26 protein-coding genes are annotated in these 21881 nt (G+C 61.0%); 15 read left to right on the top strand and 11 right to left on the bottom strand.

What is annotated here, in order from left to right:
- The first annotated feature begins 212 nt into the window (after positions 1-212).
- Positions 213-800, top strand: a complete 588-nt coding sequence (locus tag AC1DYR_RS07140) for a hemerythrin domain-containing protein (protein ID WP_477704786.1) — start codon at positions 213-215, stop codon at positions 798-800.
- 300 nt (positions 801-1100) lie between these two features.
- The gene (locus AC1DYR_RS07135; protein ID WP_477704472.1) at positions 1101-1673 is read left to right on the top strand and encodes a CinA family protein; all 573 of its coding nucleotides are present in this window, start codon (positions 1101-1103) and stop codon (positions 1671-1673) included.
- 8 nt (positions 1674-1681) lie between these two features.
- Here the strand turns inward: AC1DYR_RS07135 and AC1DYR_RS07130 are convergent, their stop codons facing one another.
- On the bottom strand, positions 1682-2338 hold the full coding sequence (locus AC1DYR_RS07130; protein ID WP_477704471.1) for a GDSL-type esterase/lipase family protein: 657 nt from the start codon (positions 2336-2338) through the stop codon (positions 1682-1684).
- Positions 2339-2727: 389 nt separating this feature from the next.
- On the opposite strand from AC1DYR_RS07130, the gene AC1DYR_RS07125 reads away from it, so the two are divergent.
- Together AC1DYR_RS07125 and AC1DYR_RS07120 are read left to right on the top strand one after the other, a co-directional pair.
- Positions 2728-3333 (top strand): hypothetical protein, encoded by a 606-nt coding sequence (locus AC1DYR_RS07125; RefSeq protein WP_477704470.1) that lies wholly within the window; start codon positions 2728-2730, stop codon positions 3331-3333.
- 254 nt (positions 3334-3587) lie between these two features.
- Positions 3588-4382 (top strand): oxygen-binding di-iron domain-containing protein, encoded by a 795-nt coding sequence (locus AC1DYR_RS07120; RefSeq protein ID WP_477704469.1) that lies wholly within the window; start codon positions 3588-3590, stop codon positions 4380-4382.
- A 25-nt stretch (positions 4383-4407) separates the two neighbouring features.
- On the opposite strand, the gene AC1DYR_RS07115 is transcribed toward AC1DYR_RS07120, so the two are convergent.
- Positions 4408-5076: a hypothetical protein gene (locus AC1DYR_RS07115; protein ID WP_477704468.1), complete on the bottom strand. Its 669-nt coding sequence runs from the start codon at positions 5074-5076 to the stop codon at positions 4408-4410.
- A 126-nt stretch (positions 5077-5202) separates the two neighbouring features.
- On the opposite strand from AC1DYR_RS07115, the gene AC1DYR_RS07110 reads away from it, so the two are divergent.
- A complete protein-coding gene (locus tag AC1DYR_RS07110) occupies positions 5203-5769 on the top strand; it encodes a hypothetical protein (protein WP_477704467.1) in 567 nt (188 codons plus the stop codon).
- Positions 5770-5963: 194 nt separating this feature from the next.
- The gene (locus AC1DYR_RS07105) at positions 5964-6518 is read left to right on the top strand and encodes a DUF2242 domain-containing protein (RefSeq protein ID WP_477704785.1); all 555 of its coding nucleotides are present in this window, start codon (positions 5964-5966) and stop codon (positions 6516-6518) included.
- A gap of 193 nt (positions 6519-6711) precedes the next feature.
- Here AC1DYR_RS07105 and trxC read toward each other — a convergent pair whose 3' ends face one another.
- The 4 genes from trxC to AC1DYR_RS07085 all read right to left on the bottom strand — a co-directional run bounded on the left by trxC (position 6712) and on the right by AC1DYR_RS07085 (position 9258).
- On the bottom strand, positions 6712-7149 hold the full coding sequence (trxC, locus tag AC1DYR_RS07100) for a thioredoxin TrxC (protein ID WP_477704466.1): 438 nt from the start codon (positions 7147-7149) through the stop codon (positions 6712-6714).
- A gap of 206 nt (positions 7150-7355) precedes the next feature.
- On the bottom strand, positions 7356-7877 hold the full coding sequence (locus AC1DYR_RS07095; RefSeq protein ID WP_477704465.1) for a hypothetical protein: 522 nt from the start codon (positions 7875-7877) through the stop codon (positions 7356-7358).
- Positions 7878-8090: 213 nt separating this feature from the next.
- A complete protein-coding gene (locus AC1DYR_RS07090) occupies positions 8091-9014 on the bottom strand; it encodes a peptidoglycan DD-metalloendopeptidase family protein (RefSeq protein ID WP_477704464.1) in 924 nt (307 codons plus the stop codon).
- Positions 9015-9042: 28 nt separating this feature from the next.
- Positions 9043-9258: a hypothetical protein gene (locus tag AC1DYR_RS07085; protein ID WP_457279148.1), complete on the bottom strand. Its 216-nt coding sequence runs from the start codon at positions 9256-9258 to the stop codon at positions 9043-9045.
- A 257-nt stretch (positions 9259-9515) separates the two neighbouring features.
- On the opposite strand from AC1DYR_RS07085, the gene AC1DYR_RS07080 reads away from it, so the two are divergent.
- From AC1DYR_RS07080 to AC1DYR_RS07050, 7 genes are all read left to right on the top strand, one after another.
- Positions 9516-9851: an ArsR/SmtB family transcription factor gene (locus AC1DYR_RS07080; RefSeq protein ID WP_477648908.1), complete on the top strand. Its 336-nt coding sequence runs from the start codon at positions 9516-9518 to the stop codon at positions 9849-9851.
- Entirely contained in the window at positions 9848-10282 is a 435-nt protein-coding gene (locus AC1DYR_RS07075) for an SRPBCC family protein (protein ID WP_477704463.1), read from the top strand. The genes AC1DYR_RS07080 and AC1DYR_RS07075 overlap by 4 nt, the downstream gene beginning before the upstream one ends.
- A 39-nt stretch (positions 10283-10321) precedes the next feature.
- Positions 10322-10777: a DUF1801 domain-containing protein gene (locus AC1DYR_RS07070; protein ID WP_477704784.1), complete on the top strand. Its 456-nt coding sequence runs from the start codon at positions 10322-10324 to the stop codon at positions 10775-10777.
- 33 nt (positions 10778-10810) lie between these two features.
- The gene (locus tag AC1DYR_RS07065; protein ID WP_477704462.1) at positions 10811-11218 is read left to right on the top strand and encodes a DUF1801 domain-containing protein; all 408 of its coding nucleotides are present in this window, start codon (positions 10811-10813) and stop codon (positions 11216-11218) included.
- Between the two features lie 224 nt (positions 11219-11442).
- Entirely contained in the window at positions 11443-11922 is a 480-nt protein-coding gene (locus AC1DYR_RS07060; RefSeq protein ID WP_477704461.1) for an SRPBCC family protein, read from the top strand.
- Positions 11906-12262, top strand: a complete 357-nt coding sequence (locus AC1DYR_RS07055; protein ID WP_477704460.1) for an ArsR/SmtB family transcription factor — start codon at positions 11906-11908, stop codon at positions 12260-12262. The genes AC1DYR_RS07060 and AC1DYR_RS07055 overlap by 17 nt, the downstream gene beginning before the upstream one ends.
- Before the next feature lie 24 nt (positions 12263-12286).
- Positions 12287-12637, top strand: a complete 351-nt coding sequence (locus AC1DYR_RS07050; protein ID WP_477704459.1) for a DUF2200 domain-containing protein — start codon at positions 12287-12289, stop codon at positions 12635-12637.
- A gap of 18 nt (positions 12638-12655) precedes the next feature.
- Here AC1DYR_RS07050 and AC1DYR_RS07045 read toward each other — a convergent pair whose 3' ends face one another.
- Positions 12656-13255, bottom strand: coding sequence for a pseudouridine synthase (locus tag AC1DYR_RS07045; RefSeq protein WP_477704458.1), 600 nt, complete (start codon positions 13253-13255; stop codon positions 12656-12658).
- Between the two features lie 50 nt (positions 13256-13305).
- Here AC1DYR_RS07045 and AC1DYR_RS07040 point away from each other — a divergent pair, with 50 nt between their 5' ends.
- Positions 13306-14010, top strand: a complete 705-nt coding sequence (locus AC1DYR_RS07040) for an SOS response-associated peptidase (RefSeq protein WP_477704457.1) — start codon at positions 13306-13308, stop codon at positions 14008-14010.
- Between the two features lie 120 nt (positions 14011-14130).
- Here the strand turns inward: AC1DYR_RS07040 and AC1DYR_RS07035 are convergent, their stop codons facing one another.
- Positions 14131-14754, bottom strand: a complete 624-nt coding sequence (locus tag AC1DYR_RS07035; protein ID WP_477704456.1) for a DUF938 domain-containing protein — start codon at positions 14752-14754, stop codon at positions 14131-14133.
- Positions 14755-14899: 145 nt separating this feature from the next.
- Between AC1DYR_RS07035 and AC1DYR_RS07030 the strand changes: the two genes are divergently transcribed.
- The gene (locus AC1DYR_RS07030; protein WP_477704455.1) at positions 14900-16015 is read left to right on the top strand and encodes a hypothetical protein; all 1116 of its coding nucleotides are present in this window, start codon (positions 14900-14902) and stop codon (positions 16013-16015) included.
- A 101-nt stretch (positions 16016-16116) separates the two neighbouring features.
- On the opposite strand, the gene AC1DYR_RS07025 is transcribed toward AC1DYR_RS07030, so the two are convergent.
- The 3 genes from AC1DYR_RS07025 to AC1DYR_RS07015 all read right to left on the bottom strand — a co-directional run bounded on the left by AC1DYR_RS07025 (position 16117) and on the right by AC1DYR_RS07015 (position 21862).
- On the bottom strand, positions 16117-17094 hold the full coding sequence (locus AC1DYR_RS07025; RefSeq protein ID WP_477704454.1) for an alpha/beta hydrolase family protein: 978 nt from the start codon (positions 17092-17094) through the stop codon (positions 16117-16119).
- Between the two features lie 8 nt (positions 17095-17102).
- Positions 17103-19931 carry a DUF3857 domain-containing protein gene (locus AC1DYR_RS07020; protein ID WP_477704453.1) on the bottom strand — a complete coding sequence of 943 codons (2829 nt, stop codon included), beginning with the start codon at positions 19929-19931 and terminating at the stop codon, positions 17103-17105.
- An 80-nt stretch (positions 19932-20011) separates the two neighbouring features.
- Positions 20012-21862, bottom strand: a complete 1851-nt coding sequence (locus AC1DYR_RS07015) for a glutamine--tRNA ligase/YqeY domain fusion protein (protein ID WP_477704452.1) — start codon at positions 21860-21862, stop codon at positions 20012-20014.
- Positions 21863-21881: the final 19 nt, after the last annotated feature.

Raw genomic sequence — 21881 nt, 5'->3', positions numbered from 1 at the left:
TGCGGCAAACCTTGAGCAGGGTGGTCCCACTTTAGGTTGCTGCCGCCAAACGGCTTTGATGCAGGTCAAGCCTTCGCCTCAATGAGAAGGTGACGGGGCGGTATGCGTTCCCGGGCGATGCCAGGAGGAAAAATCCACATGATTTGATCTTCATCAAGTTCGGGGTGGAACCTGGTGGCATTCTTGGTGGCATCTATCAGCCGGAGACCGCCATTCACAAACATGCCAGCGTGCAAATCATCCTCGATGAGCACGCCTCCCTTTCCGCCATGCTGCGCTCCATGCTGCTCATGGTGGCGCGCGGCCCGGGCGACCGTGCGCAGCAGTTCTTCGACGTCTTTCGGGCCATGCTGTTTTATATCGACGAGTTCCCCGAGCGCCTGCATCACCCGAAGGAGTCGGACCTGCTGTTTCCCCGCGTGGTGCGCTCCGCGCCATCGGTCATGGCCACGGTGCAGCAGCTGGAGCGCGACCACATGAGCGGCGAGAAGGCCGTGCGCGACCTGCAGCACCTGTTGCTGGCCTGGGAGCTGCTGGGCGAGCAGCGAAAGCCCGAGTTTGAGGCGCAGTGCAAACGCTATGTCGAGTTTTATCTCGAGCACATGCGGCTGGAAGAAACAGTCATCCTGCCGCAGGCTGAAAAAGTGCTTACCGAGGCCGACTGGAAAGAGCTGGACGCCGCCTTCCAGCAAAACCGCGACCCGCTTGGCGGCAAGCATGCGGCCGACCCGGTGTATGACCGGCTCTTCACACGCATCGTGATGGAGGCGCCGGCGCCTATCGGGCTGGGCGATGCCTGAAGCCTGCCCTGCACCGGCATCGGGCATGTGGTCTGCCATACGTGCCTGACGCGAATCTGTGTTCCCCGCGAGCCTGCGGCCAGTCAGGCCGTGCGCGAGCGGCTATGAAATCAATAGCATCACTTCGCGAATCCCCGTTTGTGTAGGGTGATGATGGGGCCGGAAACGGGCAGGGTCCTGCGCCGGGGCGCACATCATTCCTACAAGGCCGTCAGCAACAGACTCTGGCCGCGCGGGCGCCGGCAACGCATAGTCAGGATATCTTCTCCAAAGGTTCAGGTGCCGCCTGGGCCGCACGCCATGACCCCTGAGAGTACAAGTCCGCCTTCCCGTCAGTCCTCCCGTGAAGCTGGCAGCAACGAGCTCAGGGCCGTCGCGGCTTACATGAAAAACCATTCGCTGGTGCTGGCCACCGCCGAGTCCTGCACCGCAGGCCTGATCGCCGCGCACCTCGCGGATGTGCCGGGTGCAGGTTCCCTGCTGGAGTCGGCTTACGTGGTGTATTCACCCCGGGCCAAACAGCGCTGCCTTGGGGTGAAGGCAGAAACCATCGAGCGCTGCAACCTCACCAGCGAAGAGGTGGCTGCCGAGATGGTGCGCGGCGCGATGCAAAAGAGCGAGGCCTCCATGGCCATCGCCAACACCGGCGTGACCGACGGCACCGACCCGAAGATTCCTGCCGGCACGCAGTGCTTTGCCTGGATGTTTGCGGGGCGTGATGAACGTGAGGACGCGGTGTTCACCGAAACCCGCAGGTTCAGCGGTGACCGCAACAGCATCCGCGAACAGGCGGCTGCCTATGCGCTCACGCAGATCCCGGCGCGCCACGCGGCGTTTCTTGAAGCGGCAGCCAGGCGGGAACGCACCGGCTGACAAATCCGTCAGGCGACAAATTTCCTGTCGCGCAGCCAGTCGGCCAAACGCCCGGCAAAGACCTTGTAGCCTTCCGCATTCGCGTGGATCTGGTCAGAACGCAATTCGCTGCGTGACAGCACATAAGACCAGGCATCTGAAAAAAGCGGGGTGGCTGTTTCCGCGGCGACCTCGGCATACACCTCATGGTCTTTCAGTGAACCGATCGCGGCAGAAAGCAGCACGGGCCTGGGCTGCGCGATCAGCACCACCTGCGTGCTGGCAGCGGCGGTTTGCACAATCGACCGGATGGCGGCGCGCGTGCTGTCCAGCGGCATGTTGCGCAGAAAGTCGTTGCCGCCAATGCACACGAGCACCAGGCCCGGCTTGTTTTCCTGCAACAACGCCGGCAACCGTGCCAGCGCTCCGGCCGCTGTGTCGCCGTTAACGCCCGCGTTCTGCGTCACGTAGCCGGTCAGTAGTTCCAGCTGTTGCGGGTAGCTGCTGCCCGCCGGGGCGCCGTAGCCAAAGGTCAGCGAATCGCCCAGGCACAGCAGGGTGGCTTCCTTGGGCAGGGTCTTGCCTTTGGGTCCGGCCTTTCTGGAGCAAGCCGTAGCCAGCAGCAGCGCAGAGCCGGCGGCGCCCAGCAGGAGCTGGCGGCGAAAGGGATGGTGATGCGAGTCCATGCGTCGTGCCGGTTTATTTCAGGTTATCGGGTGGAGCCGGGTGCACGGCCGGCGCCTTGTCTTTTGGATGCAGCTGCTTGCGGCTTGGCGAAGGGATGATCAGCATGCGCACAGTCTAACCATGCCAAAGCGCATCTGGACACCACTGCAAGCGCGAGGTAATGCAAGGGTAATCACTGCGTAATGACGGGGTAAAGCTCCGTTTGCCTTACACGGCATTCACAAGAGCGGGCCAACAATGGTTTCACTGAAGCGCAAAGGCCTTTGAAAGCAGCGATTCAGGAGCAGCCCCGACAGCCGCTTGCCGAGACGGAGATTTATCGCCGCCACCGCAAGTTGCCCACCGGGTTGCTGGCAATCAAACGCACAAGCATTCCAAGGAGAACCTCATGAAATCGAAATTCCTCACTGTCTCATTGCTGGCCTCAGCCCTGTTTGCGGGCCTGGGGTTTGCCCCTGCCATGGCGCAGGGCACCAACACACCCGGTATCGACCAGGCGCAGCAAGCCATCAGCGCGCGCATTCAGCAGGGTCTGGCCTCCGGCCACATCACGCCGTCTGAAGCGCAGGTGCTGTACCGCCGCGACCAGGAGATCGCGGCTCGCGAGGCGCGCTTTAAATCCAACGGCGTCGCCACGCAGCAAGAGCGCCAGCAATTGCGCGCCGACCTTGACGGCCTCAGCGCCGAAGTGGAACGCATGATGAACAACCGCGATGTGGTGGCAGGCCGGCCTGGCAACGCCGGCAATACTCCCGGCATCGACAACCGTGAATTCCAGATCAGCCAGCGCATTGACGAAGGCGTGCGCACGGGTCACATCACGCAGCGCGAAGCCGCGAAGCTGCACCAGCGTGAACGCCGCATCGAGCGCCACGAGACCCAATTCAAGTCCGACGGCGTGGTGACCGCGCAGGAGCGCCGCCAGCTGCGCAACGAGCTGACATCGCTGCGCGACGACGTGGAACGCATGATGAATAACCGCCGCCGCGGTTAAGCTGTTAGGCGGTTAAGTAGGGCGCTGTTCCGGGCGCCGCCGCGCGGTGCCCTGGACAGCCGCCATGCGCAAGCAAGGCGCGCCGGTGCTTATCGAAGCGCCGGCGCTTTTTTTTGCCTGCGGCATTGCGCGTATTGCGCCGGTGTGGGGGCGGGGGCGCGCGCTTCAGGCGTGTCATTGACCTGCATCAATACGTGAGCGGCGGGCTGCTTATAAAGTGGCTTTTTTTTCTGCGTCACCGCACGCATTCAGCCATGCCCATAGAGCTTTACCGTGACGACAGGCATGCCTGCCTGATGTTCACCGACCTGATCGAAGAAGACGGGCAAGCCGTCCAGTCCAACCAGTTCCTGATTGTCGACAACGGCACCGGTGCCGTGATTGACCCGGGCGGCAACCTGGCGTTCAACGAACTGTTCCTGGGCATGTCGCGCCACTTCAGCCCGCAAAAACTGTCTTACATCATCGCCTCCCACGCCGACCCCGACATCATTGCCTCGCTGGACCGCTGGCTCACGTCCACCCCGGCGCAGCTGGTGATCTCGCGTGTGTGGGAGCGTTTTGTGCCGCACTTCACCAAGGTCGGCAAGACCGAGCAGCGCCTGGTCGGCGTGCCCGACAGCGGCGGGCGGTTGCCGCTGGGGCAGAGCGAGCTGTGGCTGCTGCCCGCGCACTTCCTGCACTCGGAAGGCAACTTCCATTTTTACGATCCCATCAGCCGCATCCTGTTCACCGGCGACCTCGGTGTGTCGATGATGTCAGGCCGAACGGCGCAGGTGCCCGTCACCGACCTGGAGCCCCATCTGCCGTTGATGGAGGGCTTTCACAAACGCTACATGGTGTCGAACAAGGTCCTGCGCCTGTGGGTGGCCATGGCGCGCCGGCTGGATATTTCCATGCTGGTGCCCCAGCACGGCGCGCCGCTCAAAGGCCCTGCCATTGCCCAGTTTTTTGACTGGGCGGAATCACTGAAATGCGGCATTGACCTGTTTGACGAGCACAACTACCAGGTGCCCACCGGGCAGATCAAGGGCCGGGTGACGGCTTGAGCCGGCGGGACAGGGCAGGCGTTTGCTACAGCCGGCTGATGGAGCACACGTAAACCACCTCGCATGAGCTGGCCCCGGTGTCAGTCCGCACGGTGGAGCTTCGCCAGCGCCAGCCATCGGGTTTTTGCGCTTCCACCAGCCAGCCGTCGATGCGCACGCGGTCGTTGCGGCTCACGCGGGCCAGCGCTTTGGCAACCGCGTCCGTGGCAGGAATCAGGTGCATGTTGGCGCTGCTGCGTGCAATTTCCGGCGGCGGCAGTGGTGGTTCGTTGTCCCACCGGTAGTAGTACCAGCGTGACGACTGGCTGATCTTCAGCTGCGACAGCACCTTGTCGTCGGCCATGCGCTGCCAGCCCAAAGCAAGGTCGGTGGGCGACAGCGTGGCCTCGTTGTCCATCCGGTAGTCCTCGCGCGACAGCACCCGCGCGTCAACGCTAAAGCCCGCCAGCGGCGTCAGGGTCGCGGCTTTCAGCGTGAAAGGCGCCATGCCGCCCGGCACACTGGTTTGCAGCGGCTCGTCGCCGGTGTTGACCTGCGGCGGCAGCGGACAGGCAATGTCGTTGCCCACACCGGCCGCGCGGAAGGTGTTGGGGGTAAACCACCAGTGCAGCCCCGCCAGCAGCGCACAGGCCACCAGTGCAAAACGCAGGCTGACAAAACCGGATTCCGGGCGGTGGTGCGGGCTTTGGGTCATGGATGTGATGGGGGCGTCCTCAATGGCGCCCGCTTCTGTGCGGCGGATTCATTATGGGGCCTGGTTGCAGTGCCGGATATGCTTCGGGGCGGGATCAGAGGTATACAACAAAACAAGGGTGAGATCATGAATGCAGTGGTCGGGAAGTGGATCAAGTGGGGAGCGCTGGCCGTGTTGGCGGTGTTGGTGTGCCTGGTCGCCGTCGTAGGGGTCTTGAACCGTGACCGCCTGGAGTTCTATTACGGCTACCTGCGCGTCGAATCACCCGCGGTGACGATGCGCTACGCCCAGCTCTCCGGCCAGATGGACGAGGCCGCCGTGCGCAAGCATTTTGGGGAGGTGTTCCTGAGCTGCTCCAACCAGCAGGGCGGGCCTGCCGGGACCGACCGGCTTTGCCACGCAGCGGTGGACAAAGCCGACGGGGAATCCGCCATGATGCTTGTGGCTTTTTTCAGCAAGGGCCGCCTGACTTCCACGGTGGTGCATGTTCCCTGGTGGGTGCACGGCAGGTGGCTTGATCGCCTGGCAGGGCAGTACGGAAAAGCGGAACGCGCAGGCATCGTTTCGTGGATGGGCGGTCCGGTTCTGCGCTGGACCTTGCCCAACGGCACGCTCGAATACAGCCGAGATCGGAGCTTTAACCCGCTGGAATGGAGCGCCGTCTTCTGGTCCGCGGGCGCGAGCCAGAAATAACGGGGCGACGTAGCGAGCCGATGTAGCGAGCCGGTTTTTCGGCCGGCCAGCTGACCCGCGAACGATTTGCTACAACTGCGACGCACCCGATGCGTGAGCTGGCGCCTCTAACGGAGGTATTGGAGGTATGGTGGCACGTTGTGCATGAGACACCTCTTACTTCTGTGGATACCTCTGTGGAAACTCCCCTTTTGATGCGACTCTGGAAATCCTGCCGACTCCCCGCCGTGCTGCTGGCAGCATGCGGCCTGTCGTCCCTGCTGACAGGCTGCGTCACCGGCGCCAAGGCATTTCCGTTGCAGGAAAAGTTTGCTTCCACCCAGACGTATTCCCGCCTCTTTGACGCCACCCCGGCACGGACCTGCGAGGCCTCGCGGCGTGCGCTGCTGAGCCAGGGCTACATCATCAACATGGCCAGCGCCGAACTGGTGGAAGGGCAAAAGGCCTTCCAGCCCGAGCCCGAGGCGCACCTGCAAATGTTGGTTCGCGTGGTGTGCGCACCCGACACACCCGATGGAAAAGTGAGCCTGGGTTTTGTCACGGCCTTGCAGGACAGCTACGCCATGAAAAAGACCAACAACTCCGCCAGCCTGGGTGTGGGCGCCATTGGCTCCGTCTCACTGCCGTTCACGTCGAGCAATGAGTCCATGGTCAAGGTGGGCAGTGAAACCATCACCGCCGATGATTTTTATGACCGTTTTTTTGAGCTGGTGAGGCGCTACCTGGTGGCGGACGCCGCGCTCGACTGATTCGATGTGTGCAGCCATTTTGGGGGCGTTACAACCGATTTTTCAAGTAAAAAGTGCCTGTGGCGCAGACGGTTAATGCCTGGTGTGCTATTAAAAAAATAGCAAAATATATGGCCTGCAGTTCTCCGAATCGGGCTGAAGCAGATTGAACCGCAGTGATCGCGGTGAGGCTACCAGGCCGACAGGCCTGCCTTCAGCGCAAATTACCCTGCACCCAGCGCACGATGTCGGCCGCACCCATGGCGCCGGCCTGGCGCGCCACTTCACGGCCACCCTTGAACAACGCCAGCGTGGGAATGCTGCGGATGTTGAAGCGTGCGCCCAGGTTGGGCACCGCTTCAGTGTCGACCTTGGCTATGCGAACCTGCGGCTCCAGCTGTGCCGCTGCCTGCTCATAGGCCGGCGCCATTTGCCGGCACGGCCCGCACCACGGCGCCCAGAAGTCCACCAGCACCGGAATCTGGTTGCGGGTGATGTGTTTGTCAAACGCGGCTTCGTCCAGCGCGGTGGAATGCGCGGTAAACAGCGCCTTCTTGCAGCTGCCGCAAGTTGGCTCGCTGCCGAGCTGGTCGGCGCGCACGCGGTTGGTGGTGTGGCAGTGCGGGCAGACGATGTGGAGAGGGTCGGTCATCAGGCGCAGCTGGGGGCCGTGGCCGGCATTTCAAGCGCGGGTCTGCAGTTGCCGGGTCAGCAAGCCGCCGGATTCCGCTCGTGAAAAAGCCGCCTGCAAAGGCGGCTTTTTCTTTGGGGGCCCATGCGCTACTTCAGTATGCTACTGATTTGATAGCTGCTTGCGCCCGTCAGTAAATGGATGCAGCCCGTTTTGTTCAGAAATGCTCAGGCGGTCTTGGCGGCGCGGCGCTGGCTGAAAGCCGTTTTGCGCTTGGCGGTGCTGGCCTGGTCGCCGGCAATTTTGCTGGCGAGCTGGGCAGTTTTTTGCTCGATCTGCGCGGCGAGTTTGCTCAGTGCCAGGGCGCCCGGTGCGGTGGCCTGGGCAAGCGTGTTCAGGGTGGTCACGCCGGTTTTTTCTTCAAACAGGCTGGCATTGGCAGCAGCACGTTCCACGCCGCTCTCCAGAACCTTGACCAGCTGGCTCACCACTTGCTGTGCGCCATTGGTCGTCAGCATCAGGCCTTTGGTGTAGTACACGCTGAAGGCCAGTTGTGCTGCCGTGGCGTTTTTGGCCGTTTCGGCTGTCAACTCGGTGCGCGACTGTTTCAGGGCGCGGTTCCAGCGCTGCTCCAGCAGGATGACTGCGCGCTCGCCGCCGGCGCGGTAGGCGTTGATCACGTGGCGGGCGGTGTTGCCCGAAGACTCGATGAGGTCGGTTGCAACGGTAGACAGGTTTTTGGCGGTCATGGTGTTTCCTTCAAAGGGGTTGAACAATGATTCATCATCAATGTTTTCCCTAGTGAGTGCGACCTACCGGGCTAGAGGGGCCGGTCCAGATTCGGTTACAGCAGGTTTTGGCGTGGAGGCGCTACGTTTTTAATAGCTGCTTGCGCAAGACCTTATTGGGCTCCAGCCGCTTTTTTCATTAATTACCCTGCCGCTACTCCCCACTGCTCACAGTTACTCGCCGCCTGCCCGGGCACCCAGAAACAGCGCCGGGTCCACCATGGCGCGGTTCAGCATCACGCCCCAGTGCAGGTGCGGCCCCGTGACGCGGCCCGTGGCGCCCACGGCGCCCAGGCGCTCGCCCGTCTTCAGTGTGTCGCCAACGGCCACGCCAATCGCGCTCAGGTGGCACATCATGCTCAGCAAGCCGCCGCCGTGGTCCAGCCACACCGTGTTGCCGTTGAAGAAATAGTCGCCCGTGTCAATGACGCGGCCGGGCAGCGGTGCCACCACCGGCGTGCCTGTGGCGGCGGCAATGTCCATGCCGCTGTGCGGGTTGCGCGACTGCCCGTTGAAGACGCGCCGCAGCCCGAACGAGCTGGAGCGGCGCCCCGGCACCGGCACCTGCATGCGCAGCGGCGTTTGCGGCAAGGGCTCGCTGAAGGTGGCCATCACCACTTCCTGGTGCGCGCGCTCGCGCTCGTAGCGCGCCTGGTCTTCGGGCGACAAATCCACCGTGCCGGGTGCTACTTTGAGGCGCTGCTCAAGGTAATGCTTGGGCGCCACCGTGTAGGCAAGCTGCTGCTGGCTGCCGTCAGGCGCCAGCACCGAGATGGTCGCCTCGCCGGGCTCTGCAGACAGCGCAATGCCCACCAGCGCTGTCCACCCCGCAGGGTCACCCAGCACCAGCAGGGGCACACCGCCTGCCTGCGCCACGGGCCGCACCGCCGCCGGGCCCAGCGGCAGCCGGGCAATGCCGCCGGGAACCTGCGACGCGGTGGGCCAGGCGCCCGAGGGCGCAGGCGCCGCGGCAAGGCATGAGGCAGGCAAGGCCAGCATGCCCGCGCCCGCCAGCAGCACTGAGCGGCGGGTAGGCGGGGAGGGCTGCAACGATGGCAAGAAAGGCAGGAAAGTGGAGCGTGAGGAGCTGACAGGCATGGAGTCGATTATTGCGGCGCCGCGGCGCTTACTGCGTGAGCGTGATTTTTCCTTTGCTCACGTAGTCGTCAAACTGGATACGCGGAATCGCCGTGACGGCGGCAACACCGTCGCCGGCGTCCCAGCTGAGCGTGGCGCTGTCCGGCTCCAGCGCGACTTCCACGCGCACACGCGGGATCTCGATGGGCGTACCGTCACCCGGTGTGTAAGTCACGTCACCGGTAATCATGGCGAACTGGGGCATGGCTATCTCCTGGCAGGGGTCGTTATGCGCCCCCGGACGGCGGCGCTTGAAACCCATTTGGCACGCATCGCAAGCGTTTGTCTGTCAGAGAAAGGCGGCATTGTTGAATGTCGGCGTTCATGAACCGCCTTCCATGATGGCAACGGGTTGTCACGCTCAGGTCACGCTCATGTTGAAAGGGTTGAATCCCCGGGACCTTCACTTTCTGGATGCAGGGTGGGTTGACAAACCAATAACCATTTGGTTATGATTTTGGCATGCAAACAGTTTCCAACGAGGTCGCCAACGAAGTTTTCAAAGCCCTGGCCGACCCGACACGCCGGGCGATTTTTGAGCGCCTGGCCCAGGACGGGGCGCAAACCGTGCGTGCGCTGACGGACCGCGCGGGCGTGTCGCAGCCGGCGGTGTCCAAGCACCTGCGCATCCTGAAACAGGCAAAGCTGGTGGACGACAGGCGTGAGGGCCGCGAAACGCATTACAGCGCCCAGCCGCTGGCGCTCTCAGTCCTGCGCGACTGGGTGAGCTTTTATGGCGCCTTCTGGAACGACCGCATCGATCACCTCGAATCACTTTTGAAAAGGATGGACCAATGAGCAACACTGCAACCCTTAACGCCACCGCAGCTTCCACTGAAACACGCGCCGTCGTCGTCGAGCGCGAGATTCCTTACCCGCCCGAAAAAATCTGGCGCGCCCTCACGCAGCCGCACCTGATCGAAGAGTGGCTCATGAAGAACGACTTCAAGCCCGTCATGGACCAGCGTTTCAGCCTGCGCGCAGACTGGGGCGCTGTCGAATGCCAGGTGCTGGCCATTGAGCCCGACAAAACGCTGTCTTACACCTGGGCCGCCTATGGCCTTGAAAGCGTCGTCACCTGGACGCTTACCCCCACAGGCACGGGCACACACCTGCGCATGGAACAGTCGGGCTTCCGGCTGGGCCAGGAGCAGGCCTACCAGGGCGCCAAGCACGGCTGGCCGCAGTTCTTTGCCAAGCTCGAACAGGTTCTGGCGCGGGCAGGTTGACTGCCCGGGTCTTCAACGCAAGGCATTGAGATGAATGCAATGGCCAAAAAGAAGCCCGATGCGAGCAGGGCGCCGGCAAAGGCAGGCAAGCCGGCCCTGCTCGCAGGCGGCAACCCGCAGATTCCCAAAGGCGAGGGCGACGCGCCCGTGCAGGCTTACATCGCGGCCATGCCGGGGTGGAAGCGCGACATCGGGCAACGCCTTGACGCGCTCATCGTGCGCGCCGTTCCCGGCGTGCACAAGGCCGTCAAATGGAACTCGCCCTTCTACGGCGCGAAGGGTGAAGGCCAAGGCTGGTTCCTCAGCGTCCATTGCTTCACGAAGTACGTCAAGGTGGCATTCTTTCGCGGTACGTCGTTGCGCCCCGTTCCTCCTGGCGAGTCGAAAAGCAAAGACACACGCTACCTCGATATCCATGAAGACGACCCCTTCGACGAAGCGCAGTTAGCTGACTGGGTGAAACAGGCCAGCCAGTTGCCCGGCGAAAAGATGTGAGCAAACACCCGACATGAAGAATGGAGCAACAACATGAACAAAACCAAAAGCGCGCCGGCTGAAGCAAAAGAATCAGGCTCAGCCTCTGAGTTGATAGACGCAAAGATCAAAGGCCTCGATGACTGGCGCGGCGAGACGCTCGCCCGCGTCCGGGCCATCGTCACACAGGCGGTTCCCAATGTGGTCGAGGAATGGAAGTGGAGCGTTCCCGTGTGGTCCAAAGATGGCATCCTCTGCACCGGCGAAACCTACAAGAAGGCCGTGAAGCTGACCTTCCCCAAAGGCGCAAAGCTCGAAGACCCTTCTGGCCTCTTCAACTCAAGCCTCGAAGGCAACACCCGGCGTGCCATTGATTTTCATGAGGGCGACAAGATCGATGAAAAAGCGCTGAAGGCACTGATACGCGAAGCCGCGGCGCTGAACAAGCCATCGGCCAAATAGACGGGCTCCAGGGCCACTTTCACGCGTCCCTGGGGAATCCCGATCGGCGAAACCACCGTGAGCCGTGCGACGCTCTCACGCGCTGGGTAAGCATTTAGCGTGCAGTTTCCCCATCTGGTTGCAATTTATCGCCGGCGATAAAAATGTTTTCAAATTAATGCAACCATTTTGTTGCGGTTTTGAATGGGTCTGCGCATAATTAATGCAACCAGGAGATTGCATATATGACTTCATCAACCATATCCACTTCATCCACAGACCGCATTGAACGCAGCACCTTGATCAATGCCCCCGTATCACGGGTCTGGCGCGCGCTGGTGAACGCCGAAGAATTTGGCGGCTGGTTCGGCGTGGCGCTCAAGGGCAAAAACTTTATCGCCGGCCAGCAGGTGCAAGGCCACATCACCATTCCGGGCTATGAGCATGTTGTGTTTGACGTGCTCATAGAACGCATAGAGCCCGAAAAGCTGTTCTCTTACCGCTGGCACCCCTACGCGGTAGACCCGGCCATCGACTATTCGAAAGAGCCGACCACGCTGGTGGAGTTCACGCTCAAAGAGACGAACAAGGGCACCCTGCTCAGCGTGGTGGAATCAGGCTTTGACAAAATCCCCGTGGCCCGCCGCGCAGAGGCCATCCGCATGAACACCGGCGGCTGGGAAGGCCAGATGGAGAATATCCAGAAATATGTCACCACGCAGTAAAACCTCTGAAGTCTTGACCCCCCAGCCCGGCCCCGCAGGCGTCTTCGCCGCCCTGGGCGACGAAACCCGCCTGCGGCTGGTGGCGGTGCTCTGCGTGGGCGGCGCCGTGTCAATTGCCCAGCTGACCTCCACCACCGACATCACCCGTCAGGCCGTGACCAAGCACCTGCATGTGCTGGCCGACGCGGGGCTGGTGCATCACGTCAAAGTAGGGCGAGAGCGCCTGTGGCAGTTTGACCCACAGCAGCTCGACGAAGCCCGTCGCTCACTGGATTTGATCGCCCAGCAGTGGGACCAGGCACTGGGCCGCCTGAAGGCCTCACTCGAGGCAGAGGCATAGCCGCTTTTTGCAGAAGGAATGACGATGCCCCAGCACAAGATTTTCACAATGGCCTTTGCCAAGGTCTACCCGATGTTGGTTCAAAAAGCCGAACGCAAAGGCCGCACCAAAGAGGAAGTCGACCAGATCATTCGCTGGCTGACCGGCTACGACCAAAAGGGGCTGGACAAACAAATCAAGCTGCAAAACGATTTCGAAACTTTCTTTGCCCAGGCCCCAGCCATGCATCCGAACGTGTCGCTGATCAAAGGCGTCGTCTGCGGTGTTCGCGTAGAAGAGGTCGAAGACCCGCTGATGCAAAAAATACGCTGGCTGGACAAGCTGATTGACGAGCTTGCCAAAGGAAAGGCGATGGAGAAGATCCTGCGGCAGTAACTCCTGTGGCGTCACGCCTTAGTCTGTTTCCGCTTGCTCCTGCGCCTCACGCCAGCTGCCCTGCGCCAGGCCTTGCAGCGCATAAGGGCCGATAGAAGCGCGAATCAGGCGCAAAGTCGGAAAGCCCACTGCGGCCGTCATGCGCCGCACCTGGCGGTTGCGCCCTTCGCGAATGCCCAGCTCCAGCCACGATGTCGGAATGGCCTTGCGCACGCGCACGGGCGGCTCGCGCTCCCACAGGCCCGGTGGTGTGTCGATCAGCCGAGCGTTGGCCGGGCGCGTCATGCCGTCGTTGAGCTGCACGCCCTGGCGCAGTGCGGTCAGCGCGGCCTCGTTGGGCACGCCTTCAACCTGCACCCAATAGATCTTTTCCATCTTGAAGCGCGGGTCACTGATGCGCGCCTGCAGCGCGCCGTCACTCGTCAGCAGGAGCAGGCCTTCACTGTCCGCATCCAGCCGGCCGGCCACATACACCTCGGGCACTGCAATGAAATCTTTCAACCCGCGCCAGCGGCCTTCCGGCGTGAACTGGCTCAGCACGCCGTAGGGCTTGTTAAAGCAGATCAGGCGCGGCGGCATGCGGGTTGCGGTGGGCGGAATGAAGCTGGGGCTGGGCATGGGTGTCATTGGACCATGCCCTGGTAGCGGCACTGCGATAGCATCGCCGCATGAGTACCCAATACGAGAGCATCAAAACCGCGACGCTTTATACCGATGCCTTCGGCGTGGCCGCCCCGGATTCGCCCGTGGAACGCAATGTGTGGCCGCGCAAGCCGGGTGTTTTTATCCGCGCGATAAAAGTCGATGAAGCTGAGGAGGTTGACGAGGTCACAGGCGCTGAAAAGCTCCCGCGAGCGCTGCTTTCGCATGAGCTGGTGACCGGCCAGTTTGGCCTGGTGCCGCGCTGGGTCAAGTCGGCGTCTGACGCCAAGCTGCGTTCGACCAAGCTGGTCAATGCCCGCTCGGAAACCGTCACCACGTCCAGCAACTTCCGCGATGCCTGGCTGGCCGGGCAGCGCTGTATCGTGCCCATGATGGCCTTCATGGAAGAGGATTGGCGCAGCGGCAAGGCCGTGCCCACCCGCATTGCCCGGGTGGACGGTGAACCCATGGGTGTGGCGGGCCTGTGGGAGAGCTGGACAGGTGCGGATGGCGAAGTCATCGTCAGCTACGCACTCCTCACAGTGAATGCCAACAGCCACGCCCTGATGAGCCGGTACCAGCAGCCCGGCAACGAAAAACGCATGCTGGCGATTCTGAACGAGGGCGCCTACGATGCCTGGCTCAGCGCCCGCACGGAAAAGGCCAAGGAGTTCATGCGGGCGTATCCGGCTAATTGGCTGACCGCCAACCCGGTTGAGAAAAGCCGCTGATCGCCACGCTAACCGGGTAGAACTAAAATTTATGGGAAATGATGCTGTAGCCATTGATGGGAAAGCGCGACCAGCTATAAAAATAATAGCGGATTCAGCTTGCCGCCGACGAGTGCGCAGTTAATGTTTTGCCGACTGCTGTGATTTGGCCCAGACCAGCAGCAGGTTGTTGGCCGGCATGGCGTGCCGGGCTTGCAACTGCAGGCCGGCGCGCGCGGCTTCCTGCTCTACACCTTCTCTGCGCCTGATGCCCCAGGTGGGGTCTTGCGCGCGCAGGCTTTGGTCGAAGTTGAGGTTGCCTTCAGACGTAGGCACACCGTCTTCCAGATAAGGCCCATAAGTCACCAGTACACCGCCCGGCGCCAGATGGCGCGCGCTACCCTGCATCAAAGCGGCGCAAGTCGCCCAAGGCGAGATGTGCAGCATGTTGGCGCAGTAGATCAGGTCAAACTGTTCACTGGCCGACAACCATCCGGGGGCCATCACGTCGAGCACAAGGGGAGGGCGCACATTGGCCAAGCCCTGCTCGGCTACATGGGCAGATATGGAGTCCATCGAGGCAGGCATCGCATCGGTGGGCTGCCATGTCCATTGCGGAAGGGCTGCGGCGAACCAGGTGACGTGTTGGCCAGTGCCTGAGGCGATCTCTAGTGCATTGCCGTGCGCGGGCAAGACTTCGCGCAGGACATCGAGGATGGGCTGCTTGTTACGGTCTGCCGCGGGGCTGAAGTTTGGGGATGGCATGGGATGACTAGAGTGCGCAAGGGAAAGGTGAATCTGCTTCGGGCAGCAGCATGGCTCGTCTTAGGCGATTGGCGCTAATTGGCAATATCACGTTGGCCAGTGTTCTACACCCTGCCTAGAATGATGGCAAGAGGAGAGGGATTACATGGCCAAAATTTTCGGCAAGAAGGTTACCCATGAAAAACTGGCCAGATCGTATTGGCCCGGATGGGTCAGCAGACTGTTTGAGACTCTCAAAGAAATTCCATGGCTCAGCCTGACTGCGACCAGCACTTTCTTCGGTGCCCTCATCCTTTTCTCATACTTTCGATCAATCGATCATTTTCCTTCTGACTTTTCTTCCTTGGTTACGCTGGGAGCCGCGACGGCAGTTTGCTCTGTCGCGTTGATTTGTGCACTTGCCTTCGGGCTTTTCGCTCCAGCTGCTGTTTATCAGCAATACGCTACTAAGGAGAAAGGCGAAAAATCCGAATTTTCGAAGGTATTTAGTGAGTACGAATTGGTTTGTTTGCAGTTCGGGGGTGTTGGATGGGTATTTTCATACTCCGGATATTCGCAGTATCGTGATTGTGAAACTTTTAGCTGGTATGGGATCTTTGGATTTTTGCTATTTCTTCTGGGGTTCATCGCTTTTTTGAGAATAGTTTGGAGAGGAAAGTCATGGGGCTCACGATTTCACGATGGATTCATAGCAATTGCAGTGGCAGTACTGACAGTCGCTCCATTCTTGATGCTGATTCCGCTCAAGGAGGTTTTAACTTTCCCAGGCTTTGATTCTTCTATCGCACTATTGGCTCTTTGGGCTCTGGCGATATTGGCTAATGCTTCGGTTGGAAGGTTGAGGGGGTCTGATGTTGCCGTGATTGCAATAGTGCTGGTTGGCGTTTTATATATTTGCGTCCCCTTGGCCATAGATCAACCCAGCTTTTTCCCCAAGATGGTTGCCTCGTACTTGGGCGTGAGAGGCGAACGGCCGCAGGATATTCGGGTGCCTAAAAAAACTTGTGAGCTAATAAAAAGCAGCTTACCGGGCAATAGTGGAGAGGACTTGTTTTGCTCGGATGGGAATTGGAGCAAAGTGAGTGCCCAGATTCTGTCCAACGTCGGTGAGCATTGGCTAATCGAACTCTCTGTACCAAAGAATTCGATTGAAAACGAATCTTCAAGGATAAGGTTAACTATTCCTCGAATCGATGTGCAGGTCGTGACGCGAATGGAAAAGAAAACCTCTACGGAGAAATCTATTAGCTGCGCTAAATAGTTCCTGTCACCCGTTTGAGCACGACCTTGTCATCCTTGTAGTCGACAATGCCTATGACGAAGTACACAAGCTAGCCTGCCCTTCAGTGGTTGTACCCATGGCTACCCCTTAAGCCCCTTACCCGCCCGCGCCACCATCTCCTCAGTCCCCACATCCTTCGCACACCACCCCGCCACAATTCGCGATGAATTCGACAACCCATGCGCGTCCGGCCCGCTGCCTTCACCCTGCAGCACCTGAACCGGAATCTGCGCTTTTTGCAGCGCGTCGGCCATCACGGTCTGCGAAGCCCAGAAAACGTTTTTGTCATTCGGGTTGCCCAGCACGAACACGCGCAGCTTGGGGTTGACCTTGTCTTTGGCGACAAATTTCCACGGCTCGTAGGAGTCGGCGTAGTTGGTGGTGTCTTTGGTGCGGCCCATCATTTCCCAGCGGATGCGGGGTGAAGAGGGCGCTGAGGTGGGGACGGCGCAGATGATGTCTGAGCGTTCGGTGATTAATGACGACGTGACGTGGCCGCCGCCGCTTTGTCCGGCGATGACCCATTCTTCTACGCCGTAGCGCTTCTTGATCTCGTCCAACGCGGCCGAGATGATGAGTGATTCGTCAATGCGCCTGCGCTGCATGTGGTCGCCTGATGAGCCGTGGGTGCCCGGGCGGCCCATGTAGATGTAGGGCATGCCGAGTGTTTTGGCCCAACCGTCGGCGAAGTTTTGCAACTGGGCATTGCTCAAGTCCAGGTAGTTTTTGCTGGTCTTGCCTACGCCCACAAAGACGTCGCCATGAAAGAACACGATGGCGCGTTTGACGGGTTGGTCGCCAAAACCGGCCTTCCAGTATTTGATGCATTCGGCGCCCGAGCTGGCCGCGGCGGCCCAGACGGTGTTGGCGGCGGCTGCGCATTGCGCCTGAGTGGCCTTGACGCCGTGCAGGATGGCCGATTCCGAGAAGTCGCCTGCGTCGCTAAATTCGAAACGGCCGAACTGGGCATGACCGGTGGCCGGTACCAGCAGGGACGCCGCCCATCCCGTCATCACCAGAAAATTGCGCAGGCGCTTGGGATAAGGGGATGGGCGCATATGTGGGCCTAGGGCTTGGCGACACCCATCTGTTGCAGCTCCAGGCCCGCTGCGACGTGCTCGATGTAGAGGAGGACGCCTTTTTCGCGGGCCTTGTTGAAAAACTCGGCGGCTTTTGTCTTGTCGCCCTGGGCATAGTAGTTTTGGCCAACATAGAAGTAGCCCTCCACCAGGGCCATGTCGCGTTCGTCGCCCTTTTTGCTGTCGAGTGTGGCCAGGGCTTGTTCGGGCGTCATCAGGCCGTGCAGCATGGCGAGGGCGGGGCGGGGCCAGTCACCGCCGGGCTTGGCCCTGGCAAGCGCCTGTTGTGCAGCGTCCGGCGTGATGCCCAGCCGCTTTTGTGTCCATACGCGCCACAGCTCCGCGTAAAGTGCGGCGTCGGCATCAGCCTGTTTGGACTGGCTTGCTTTGGCAAAGTCTTCTGCCGCTGCTGCAAGCTGGCCACCGTAGAAACGTGCATGGCCGCGCCGGTACATCACGTGGTCGCTTTCATCGCCGAGTGAAATGGCCTTGCTGTAGTCGGCAATGCTGCGGGGGTAGTCTTGCAGGCCAAAGTACACATTGCCGCGGCAGGCATAGGCGCGCGAAAAGTTGGGGCTGCCCTTGATGGCAAGCTGGGCGTCTTTCAGGCCTTCTTCGGGTTTGCCGAGGTCTGTGAGTGCTTCGGCGCGTTCGCACAGGGCGTCTGCCAGGTCGTCGCCGCTCAGCCGGCCGCTGTCGATGCCTTTGCTGACCTTGCCGATGCGGTCGTTCAGGCGGTCTTCAATCGTCTGGCGCAAGGTCTTGGTGCCCAGGCCCAGCAGGCCGGATGACTTGATGTCGTCTTTACGCACTACCGCAATGGGGTAAAAAATCTCGCCGGTGCGGCGCAGGGCGGCCGCATAGGCAGGCACGCGTGAGGCCTCGATCTGGGTTTGCAATACGGCCAGCTCGATGGTGGTTGATGCCCGGTTACCGCGGAAGCTTGCGGAGACCTGGTAGTCAAAGGCGTCGTCGCGCACGGAGCGCGTGAGGGGGTCACGCACCACAGACACCTCAGGCGGGAATTCAATCTCGATCGAGTAGCGATTCTTGCGCGGCAGGACTTCCATGGACAGCGGCTGGGTGCGATTGACTGACGGCGGCATGACCACCATGCCCGCCATGTTGCTGGCGCTGTAGCGCACCGCCCACTCGCTGCCGGCCGAGATGGCCAGGTTGGGAACGGTGTACTGGGTTTTGACGGTTACAACGTTGTTGATGGTGTCGTCGAGCACCTGGAGCGGCGCGGAAAAACGGATGCCCGGGTAGCGCCGCTCGTACGCTTCGCGGAACACCTTGTCGCGCTGCTCCGTCGTCCAGGCGGCCAGCTGGATGCGGCGCATTTCCGCGCTGTAGCCCGACCAGAGGTGTTGGCTTTCGAGCGTGCCGTCGCCGCCAAATTTCGGCAGCGTGATTTTTTCGGTGAGTTCGTTGCGGGAGATCCCGGCGTAATCAGCTGACTTGATGCGGGTGAAGCTGCTGTTGCCGGGTTGAACAACGAGTACCTCAGAGCCTTCATGCGGCTGGCCCAGTGCGTCCAGCCGTCCCGTCTGGCCGATCAGGGTGGGGTCGAGAAAATAGGTTTTTCCTTCCACTTCCGCGCGCACGATGGCGTGGTCGAAAGCGTAAGGTGAAGGCAGCATCTTCGTCAGTCCGTCGCGAAAGCGGGTGGACACCAGCACGGGCTGCGCCTTGACGCCCAGCGCACGCAGCATTTCGATCAACATGAATGATTTGTCCTTGCAGTCGCCATAGCGGCGCTGCAGGGTGAGCGCGGGTTGCGTGGGGCGGTGCGAACTTTCACCCAGGGACACCGAGAAATAACGGATTTCGTTCTGCACCCATTGCAGTGCACCGGAGACGCGCTCGTCCATAGTGGGCTTGGTGCCCAGCGTTTGCACTACCTGCATGATTTCAGGAGGCAAGGGTGCGTTGCTACGGAACAGCTGATCAGCCCAGTCCGACACCTCGGCCCAGCTCTGGAACTCCGAGAACTGCATGGAGCGGCCCACATAAAAACTGGAAGGAACCGAAGCTTCAAAGTCCACGGCTGGCAGCGTGAGCTGTTCCCAACGGAGTTTTTTCATCGCGCCGCTGACTGACTCGACAGGCTTCGGATAGTCCTTGTTCAAGTCGCCAAGAAAGCGCACGTTGATCTTGCGTGCGGACGGGTAATTCAGGGTGACACGGCGCCGGTCAACCGGGACGCCCTGGTCCCAGCTGGCGTAGTCAATGAAGCGGTTGCCCATGACCGGGTTGGCTCCGATGGTGGAGTAGGCGATCTCCAGCACGTCGCCGACGCGCAGGTCCTCAACCAGGATGGATGCGGTGGTTTCGCCGTTATAGGCGCCCATGTCGAGGCCGGTTTCCTGCTGAAGAAAGCGGATTTCGGCCGTGGCGAGCTTGTCAAGAACCTGGCCTGCGCGGTGAATGCGCAGAATATGGAGCTTGGCCCGCTGGTATTCGGGGTTGAAGGACACGGCCATCGTGCCCAGCGACTGCAACGGGGCATTGGTGTTGGCCAGCCAGGCCCGGTGTACAAAGCTGGTGGATTGTGCGGCCACCATGAACTGCGTGTCCGCCAGTATGGTTACCACGGGTGCCTTGCTTTGCGTGGCAGGCAGGTTGGTGATGGGTTCGACCCAACTGGGCAGGGCCGCCTGGCGCTCGAATTTGTCGGATGAAATCCGCACTTCCTTGACGCCTTCGTTCGGACCCTGGGTAGCAGGCGCCGGCTGGGACTGCGCGGCCAGTGCGAACAGAGCGAGCGTGCCCATCAACATCGTGCTGCGCACGGCATGCAACCAAAATTTCAAAATATTCTCCCTCGTAATTCGAATTGTTTTGTAGACGCTTTTTTGGGGCTTCGTTGGCGCTGCGTCTTTCGGGTTGCCAGCTATTTGGCCCAGTTGTCCTTCATACCCGTGACCCGATTGAATACGGCTTTACTGTTACTGGCAGAGTGATCCACCAGATCCGTCACAAAGTACCCATGCCGCTCAAACTGAAAGCGCGTCCCGGCGGGCACATTCGTCAGTGATGGCTCAACGTAGGCCGTCACGGCCTTAAGGCTGTCGGGGTTCAACTCATCGTGGAAGTCCTTGTCGCCGGTGCCGGGGTGTTCGGTGGTGAAGAGGCGGTCATAAAGGCGCACTTCGGCCTCTACCGCGTCATTCACGCCCACCCAGGTGATCACGCCCTTGACCTTGATGGCATCGGAGCCGGGGGTGCCGCTCTTGGTGTCGGGGATCAGGGTGGCGTGCACTTCCGTCACCTTGCCGTTGGCGTCTTTCACTGCGCCTGTGCATTCGATGACGTGGCCATATTTGAGGCGGACCTTGCTGCCCGCAATGGCTTGCTTGCTGGCGTTGATGTGCGGCGGGAAGAGGCGGAAGAAACCTTTGGGTGGCGTTTCTTCGTAGTCGGTGCGTTCAATCCAGACTTCCTTGCCGATCTTGAACTGGCGTTTGCCCATCTCTTCGTGGTGCGGGTGAACCGGGGCGCTGCAGTCGTCGAGCTTGCCTGCGCCCATCACTTCGTCCCAGTTCGTGAGCACGAGCTTGACCGGATCAAGCACGGCCATGGCGCGTGGGGCGATCGGGTCCAGCGTGTCGCGGAGGGACCCTTCGAGCGTGCTGTAGTCGATCCAGCTGTCGCTTTTGGTCACGCCAATGCGTTCAGCAAAGAGTTGCAGTGATTCGGGCGTGTAGCCGCGGCGGCGCAGGCCGACTATTGTTGGCATGCGCGGGTCGTCCCAGCCGCTCACGCGCTTTTCAGTGACCAGCTGGGCCAGCTTGCGTTTGCTGGTGAGCACGTAGGTGAGGTTCAGGCGCGCAAATTCGTACTGGCGTGGGTGCGGTGTGGCAATGAGTTTGCCTTCGGCCAGACGGTCGAGCAGCCAGTCGTAAAACGGGCGCTGGTCTTCAAACTCGAGTGTGCAGATGCTGTGGGTGATTTGCTCAAGTGCGTCTTCGACCGGGTGGGCGAAGGTGTACATCGGGTAGATGCACCATTTGTCGCCGGTGTTGTGGTGGTGGGCGCGGCGTATGCGGTAAATGGCCGGGTCGCGCATGTTGATGTTGGGCGAGGCCATGTCGATCTTGGCGCGCAGCACGGCGGCGCCGTCGGGCAGCTTGCCGTCTCGCATCTCGCGAAAGCGCGCCAGGTTTTCTGCGGGTGTGCGGCCGCGGAAGGGGCTGTTGGTGCCGGGGTGGCCGAAGTCGCCGCGGTTGTGGCGCATTTCGTCGGCGGTTTGTTCGTCAACGTAGGCGTTGCCGCTTTCGATCAGATATTCGGCGGCGCGGTACATGAAGTCGAAATAGTCGCTGGCCTGGTAGGGCTTGTCGCCCCCTTTGCCGTTGCCGATCTGCGCCCAGTCATAACCCAGCCACTTGACGGCTTCGATGATGCTGTCGACGTATTCAGTGTCTTCTTTTTCGGGGTTGGTGTCGTCAAAGCGCAGGTGGCACACGCCGCCGTAGTCACGCGCCAAGCCGAAGTTCAGGCAAATGCTTTTGGCGTGGCCCACATGTAAATAGCCGTTGGGTTCGGGCGGAAAGCGCAGGCGCACCTTGGCCGGGTCGGGCTGGCCTGCAGCATGGTGGGCGGCGTCACCCGGGCTGCCGCCCCAGCGGCGGCTGGCATAGGTGCCTTCGGCCAGGTCTTTTTCGATGATCTGGCGCAGGAAGTTGCTGGGCTTGTGGGTTTCTTTGTCGGCGGGAGCGGAGGCAGGGGCGGGGGTGGTCATTGAGTGATTTTAGGGGGTT

The sequence above is a fragment of the Polaromonas sp. P1_F9 genome (assembly GCF_056405615.1).
The sequence above is the reverse complement of the archived record's forward strand: the minus strand, read 5'-3'. Positions and strand labels throughout refer to the sequence as shown.